We start from the raw sequence: 6,511 nt of genomic DNA on the forward strand, positions 1-6,511 counted from the left end.
TTCAAAATCAGCATAGGAGGAAAAACTAATGAGGGACCATTTGGAAAAGGTTCGTGAGCTTCACAATATGATGCCTACCATGTATACGGAGATGAAAAAGTATTTTGATGAAGATGTGGCTAAAGTCTCCTATGACCGTACATTATCCGAAGAAGGTAAAATGATGAAACGCAAAGAGGTTCGAGAGCAACATAAAAAGAAAATTCTTGAGTTTGCAAAAACTGCACATGAGTTTCAAAAGAAGGAGCTTGAAGCGCTTCGACAAAAGGCAAGTAAGGTACTAAATCAACCGACGCCGAAAGCGGATGACTTGACACTTGAACGTTTCCGAAATCAACTTGCCGACGTGAAGGCGTCGATTATCTTGCGTCCGAAGACCGGAGGGCAAAAATTAATCGAGTTCGCTAAATCGGTCGATCATCCCTACATTGCGGAACAGCTTCGACGGGAGATTCCTGACCTCATGGCTATGTGCGTTGACTACATGAGTAGAGACGAAAAGATTGCGTTGACTGATGAATTAGACAGCTTGCGTCATAGGTTTATTACGCCTGAACAGCGTGAGGCGCAGGAGATGCTAGAGGTTGCGAATCAATACGAGAAGGCCGCTTTGTTCAGTCCTATTTTGTTGGATAATATTTCCGGAAATTTCGGTCACAACGTGGCGTCGGCAGTGAATGACTATGACGCTGTTGCCAAGGCATTGGGCGAAGGCGAATGAGACGCAGGAGTGAAATGGGGTACCAAGTTGGTCATCCCTACGTCATGGGAGTCGGTATTACCGACATTCTTGGCGTCATATGATCGGAATAGTGTTCCGGTCATAGTGGGCGTTGAATTATGCCGAACCAAGGCAGGCTGTGTATGACCATTGTGTAGTCCCCTGTAAGTTACAGATATCTTCCGAAGGGGGTACCAAGTTGGTATTCTCTACCACTCATGCTGTGTATGACCATTGTACAGCTCCTTGTAAGTTACCCATACCTTCTGAAGGTGGTACACAAGAAACAACCCTACCACGACATCGACAATGCCGAGGCCATGCTACGCTATATCGTAGTGTGGCTATTTTTATTTTTGGTGGTGATATGGCGTTATGTCTAGAAAAAAGAAACAGTTTCACAAACAAACTACATGCGGGAACTGTGGAAAAGGGCCTGTAGTGGGATACTTGCAAGCGGTTAAGCTTGTTGACGTTAGGACTGGCGTAGCTGTTTCGACGCCGTTTCCTTACGAAGACGATCCGAAACCTATTTGTTTGAGTTGTCTGAATGTGATAAAAAAGTTTGTTGTTAATCGTATTGCTCCTAGTATGTGGAAAGATCCAGTGCAAGTCAAATTCGAGACTACGCAAGAGCCGGGAGGTGTTTACAGAGAATGAAAGTAGGCGAATTATTTGTAAAAATGAGCGTAGATATGTCCGGGTTTAGGAATGACCTGGATAAATCGAGGAAATCGGTGGAAGAGTTTGGTAAGCGTACTGAATCGACGTTTGCCAAGATCAAAGAAGGAATGAAGCTTGCTTTTGGCGGAGCGTTGGGATTCGCCGGATTTGAAGGCATTAAGCAGACAATAAGCGGAATTATTACATCAACGGCAGACTTTGAGCAGGCGATGACAAAGGTAAAGGTTCTGTCTGGTGCTTCAGCTGACGAGATCAAGAAACTCGGAGAAAGCGCAAAGCAATTGGCTCCACAGATGGGCTTTACTGCACAGCAGGCAGCTGACGCGTTGGCTGAATTAGCTGCTTCAGGATTCAACGCCACACAGATGGCCGATATGCTTCCCGCTGTTCTTAGTGCTGCGGCTGCGTCTGGCGAAGACTTAGGACTAGCTAGCGAACTAGTTGCAGGCCAGCTTCATTCCTTTGGAATGCAGGCACAACAGGCGAGCCATGTTGCTGACGTATTAGCGCAGGCAGCGAATATTTCAAGACTTAATCTGCAAGACATGAACTATTCATTGAAATATGCTGGGCCTGTGGCTCATGCGGCTGGAATATCCTTTGAAGAACTATCCGCAGCTCTGGCCATCATGTCAAACAATATGATTGAGGGCGAGCAGGCAGGTACTACGATAAGGGCCGCACTATTGCGTTTGGTCGATCCGCCAAAAGAAGCGAAAAAGGCATTGGATGCTTTAGGTATTTCCATTTCCGATCAGCATGGAAAGATGCGCCCATTGGTTGACATTATTGGACAGTTGCAAACCAAACTAAAAGATGCTACGCAACTACAACGAGAGCAAGCATTGTCAATGATCTTTGGGACTGACGCTATGTCCGGGATGCTGGCACTAGTCAACACTGGTCCTGATACGCTGCGAAAGTTTACAGATGAATTAAAAAACAGTGACGGAGCTTCCAGAAAAGCCGCAGAAGCCATGCAGGATACATTAGCTGGTAGCTTGAAGAAATTAAAAGCTCAGTTTACTGAACTTGGAAAAGTTTTAGGAGATTCTGTTTCCCCCACAATTAGATCCATTGCAGACCATATACAAAATGTAGTTAAATGGTTCAATCAACTCAATCCAACGTTGAAAGAAGCAATTGCTAAAACCACAATTTTTTCAACCGTATTCGCTCTCTTAGGCGGAATAACCGTTAAATTTATTATGGATATTCCACGTTTGGTTGAAGGTTTGGGGTACGTGAAAAAGGCTATAGATCTTGTTGGGGCCGCCATGAAAAGTGCTTTTGGCTGGATAGGGATTCTAGCTCTCGCAACAGGTTTGTTGTATGAAGCATGGGTAAATGACTGGGGTGGGATTCAAGAAAAGACAAAAGCAGTAGCCATATATATTCAATTGGCGTTTAGAAATATGGCAATAGGTATTAGCGAGATGTGGAATGAGTTATCTAAGGTTGTATGGGAAAATGTTAATAAATTGTTGAAGTGGATAAAGCCAGTGGTCGATGTTTTAGGCCATGTAGCTCCAGGAATTAGTGATTTGTATAACAAAGCTTTATTTGCTTCATCTGAAAAAGTTCAAAATGTAACATTAAATCTGCAAAAACTTCGCCAAGAAGCCGAAATTACGCGGGAACAGCTTCAAGTAGCAGCGAACGGCATTAACTATGCGTTTAGCGGACTGAGCGCTTCCCCTAAACATGATGGATTCGGAGATTTCCGAAAACTGGTAGACGAGATGATGTCAAGCGCTTCCAATCTACCTGATTTTTCTGAAGGCGGAAGCGGGTTGCCGATTGATTTCAGCAAGCTGGGGGATAGTGCAGAAGAAGCGGGAAAAAAGGCTAAAAAGGCCGCTGAAGATACAAGAGCTGCATGGGAAATTGCAATTGATACTTTGCAGTCTAAATTACAAATTCTCAAGGCTAAGTATGATCTCGTCACTGCCACTATGGGCGTTAATGTATCTGAGTCCGAGAAATTATCTACACAATTAAAGTATTTAAACGAAGAATATGAAATTCAACGTCAGATCGTTGATAAAGCTAGGCAAGGCTACGAACAGATGTTAGCGACTAAAGGCGAGAATGCAAAAGAGACGTTAGATGCTTCGCAAAAATACGCTCAAGAAGCAAAGTCACTATCCGACTTGGCTAATCAGATTTCCGAAACTAACTTGGCGTTGCAACAGCAGGCATGGATTACTGAGCAAGTCAAAACGCGCATGGAAGAATTGGAGGCCAAACAAGAACTTCAGTTAGCGCGTTTAGACGAATCGGCAGGAAAGTTACAAGAACTTCAAGTGGAATTAAGTCAGTATAATGAAAAATTACAATTGCAAAAGGAACTTGTCCAATCATTGGAGCGAGAATATCAAGCGTCGATCAACGTCAAAGGAAAAGACGCAGAGGAAACGAGAAAAGCATATAGCGAATTATTGAATGCGCAGACAGAAGAGGCAAAGCTTGAAAAACAAATTCGACAAACGAATCAGTCGATTAAAGAACAGATTGCCCAGTTTGATAACCTTATGAATCAGGTTCACGACACAGCACAGAAATATAGGAATGATTTGATTGCCGCACAATATGAATACCAAAAGAAGGTAAATGAAGTCAACCAACGTCTAATAAGCGATATCCAAAAAGCAAATGAAGACTATCAAAAGGCCGTTGAAGACCGGGCTAAGACGTTGCGTAATTTTGTGGGATTATTCGACGCTGTTACGCCGAAAGAAGTAAGTGGACAAACTCTTTTGGAGAACTTGCGGAGCCAGGTAACGACGTTTGAACAATGGCAGGCGAATCTTGCCGCATTGTCCGGACGTGGAATTGATCAAGGATTGGTTAACGAACTACGGTCAATGGGGCCACAAGCAGCCGCAGAGATTGCCGCGTTGAATACGTTGACCGATGCTCAGCTGTCTGAATATGTGTCCCTTTGGCGTAAGAAAAATCAAGATGCGAAACAAGAGGCCACAAGTCAACTATCTGATTTGGCGATTCAAACGCAGGTTAAAATCGCCGAACTACGCAGCCAAGCAGCCGCACAGCTAGAGCAATATAAAGCCGAATGGACGCAAAAGACGCAGGAGATTAAGGATAATACAATCAAGAAGTTGCAGGAATTAGTCCAACAGGCCGCAGAGCAAGGCCGGGATATGGTCACTCGTCTGGCCAATGCGATTACAGCAGCCATGCCGCAGCTAGCACAGGCGATGCAAGGGCTTCCCGGTTTTACGTCTTCTAACGGAACAGATCAAGTAAAGCAGGCACAGGCACAGCAGGCAGGAGTAGTGACAGCAGCGGTACAACAAAAGCAAGGTGTCATTGACGCGACTGTTCAGATGACACAAAACGTCATTCAGACGTGGACGGACACTAACGCACAGCTTTCAAATAAGACGGAAGAAATCAAGACCAAGTTAATCACGTCCTGGCAATTCATTCAACAGCAGCTGTCTACGTTGTGGCAAAAGATGTTTGCTGACGTAACTAAAACTTGGAATCAAATTCGAGGAACGTTGTTCGACATTACGAATCAAATTCAAGTCCGATTTGAGGGACTTGTTAACGCTTCGACACATTGGGGCGTCAGTCTCATGTCGAATTTTATTGCCGGGATTCAAAGTCAGTTTAATAGGCTACGTGAAACACTCGTATTTATGACTATGATGGTAGACAGCTACATGCCACACTCCCCGGCGAAGGTTGGGCCTCTATCGAGGTTGGACGAATGGGGACCGTCATTAGTCGGAACGTTTGCTGACGGTATCCGAAACAGCTTGCCGAAGCTGGAGAGTGTAACAGTTAGAATGGCTGCACTAAGTCCGGCAGCGTTAGGGCCGTCAATTAGTAACGTGAATAATACGTCTAATTCGGTAAACGTTAATATTGATAAAATCGAAATATCAACAACCGCAAAAGATCCGAAAGAGATATACGAATATTTCAAAAGCGAATTAAAACGTGATTTACGAAAGAATGGAGTTACGTTTTAATACTGACGCCGGGGGGAAATTATCCCTCGGTTATACATAATTCCAATCGGAATACTTTTAAATAAAAACGAATGATACGGAAAATTACGTATTACTAGGGCCTCCTATCGTTCCACGATACGGAACAGTAATAAGTAGGAATTATTACGATTTACAAAAACAATTAGATAAACATCTAAATATGTACATGTGCAGGCATGATGTGATATGATATTGATGATTTATTATTGCTCATTTAAAAGAGCGTTGAACGTCAGGCAGTAGTGTGTAGCTGCGTATGAAGGGTGAGCAATAGGTATGAGTAGACGTATACAGATGGAGTGTGGAGGACGTGAAGAGGCGTTTGTGGAGTGTGAAAAAGCGATTTGAAAAAGAGTTAAAAACGTTTGATAATTTATCCACTGCCGCGTCCGGGGCGTACACACTTTCGAAAACTTAAACTCGTCACAATTGTCGAATACTGAAAACAATACACAAATCGCAATAGTTTAACATGGGAAAATGCACCAGTCCGATAACAGTCCTTATGTAAACTATTCAAATGTAAAAAACGTTGATATGACGCGGGTTTTTCGCGTTGGAATTTAATGGAAGGCGATTAGGGCGCTACTCCTGCATGTTTATGCGATGTATTCATGGTCTCATACGCGCAAGAGGCAGGATATGGAAGCCGTTTGCTTACAAATTTGAATTGTGTGAATTTTTATCACTTGCTTATTGATTAGTCGAAATAGTCAGACGATACCCCCCAAGCGGGAAGCGATCTGCCCGGGGAGTGACCTCTGAAAATTACTTACAATTTTTGAAATGTCCGGGTCTCATCTCCACATATGATTAGCGTTAAATCCCACTTGACGTACCAACAAGACTTTGCGTATAATGTACAACGTCACGATCAAAAAACAACATGGCTGAACAGCGGAAAGCGGAAAAAACGCAGGCGCAATGCGGATGAACGTCTAGAGGACGATTCAGGTTCTTGTGGCCGCAAGGTCGTGGGGGTTCAAGTCCCTTCGTCCGCACCATGCGGAAGTAGCTCAGGGGTAGAGCATCGCCTTGCCAAGGCGAGGGCCGCGGGTTCGAATCCCGTCTTCCGCTCCAT

Annotated in this window: 2 protein-coding genes and 2 tRNA genes; all 4 read left to right on the forward strand. The window is 44.0% G+C overall.

What is annotated here, in order from left to right:
• The first annotated feature begins 28 nt into the window (after nucleotides 1-28).
• Complete coding sequence (locus tag K6T64_RS05370) at nucleotides 29-721, forward strand: hypothetical protein (RefSeq protein WP_288008876.1); 693 nt, start codon at nucleotides 29-31, stop codon at nucleotides 719-721.
• A 656-nt stretch (nucleotides 722-1,377) separates the two neighbouring features.
• Nucleotides 1,378-5,409, forward strand: a complete 4,032-nt coding sequence (locus K6T64_RS05375) for a phage tail tape measure protein (protein ID WP_288008878.1) — start codon at nucleotides 1,378-1,380, stop codon at nucleotides 5,407-5,409.
• 947 nt (nucleotides 5,410-6,356) lie between these two features.
• Nucleotides 6,357-6,434, forward strand: a tRNA-Leu gene (locus K6T64_RS05380).
• 1 nt (nucleotide 6,435) lies between these two features.
• A tRNA-Gly gene (locus K6T64_RS05385) sits at nucleotides 6,436-6,510 on the forward strand.
• Nucleotide 6,511: the final 1 nt, after the last annotated feature.

Origin of the sequence: Kyrpidia sp. (genome assembly GCF_023512215.1) — a bacterium.
GTDB lineage: Bacteria > Bacillota > Bacilli > Kyrpidiales > Kyrpidiaceae > Kyrpidia > Kyrpidia spormannii.